Raw genomic sequence first — 546 nt, 5'->3', positions numbered from 1 at the left:
TGGCGCTGGATGCCGTAGCGGCGGTGTTGGGATCGGTGTGTACCAGAGCTTTCGGCGTGCGGCTGTCCCGTTTGTCCATCCAGCGTTCCACGGCCTTCTGGGCATAAGTCACGATCATGATCAGGAGCAGCAGCACAACGGCCATGGCCGAGGCAAGACCAACCTTCTGGTCGGTATGGGCCAGCTTGTCCATAATGACGAAGTAGGTGGAGGTACCGAAGCCGCCGCCGGTGACAACGTAGGGCATTTCGAAGGCGGACAGGGCACCGGAAACCGAGATGATCAGGTTGAGCACCACAATGGTGCGGATGGACGGCAGGATAATATCCTTGAAGCGATGCCAGGCGTTGGCGCCGTCAATGTCGGCAGCCTCGTAGAGGGTGGAGTCCACCGAGGCGATGGCACCGATGAACATGACGATGTTGGTACCGATGTACTTCCAGATGGAGCAGGCCACCAGCACAATGTTGTTGATGGATTCGTCCCGCAGCCAGTAAGGCAGGGACTCGATGTCGAAGCCTACCCAGCTGAGCAGGGTATCCAGCA

The 546-nt window shown here is 58.8% G+C and carries 1 protein-coding gene; it reads right to left on the bottom strand.

From position 1 onward, the window contains the following. The coding region (locus H6B10_RS15130) for a carbohydrate ABC transporter permease (RefSeq protein ID WP_204652324.1) at positions 1-546 on the bottom strand (546 nt) is incomplete at both ends.

Origin of the sequence: Gemmiger formicilis (assembly GCF_016901605.1) — a bacterium.
Lineage (GTDB): Bacteria > Bacillota > Clostridia > Oscillospirales > Ruminococcaceae > Gemmiger > Gemmiger formicilis_B.
The sequence above is the reverse complement of the archived record's forward strand: the minus strand, read 5'-3'. Positions and strand labels throughout refer to the sequence as shown.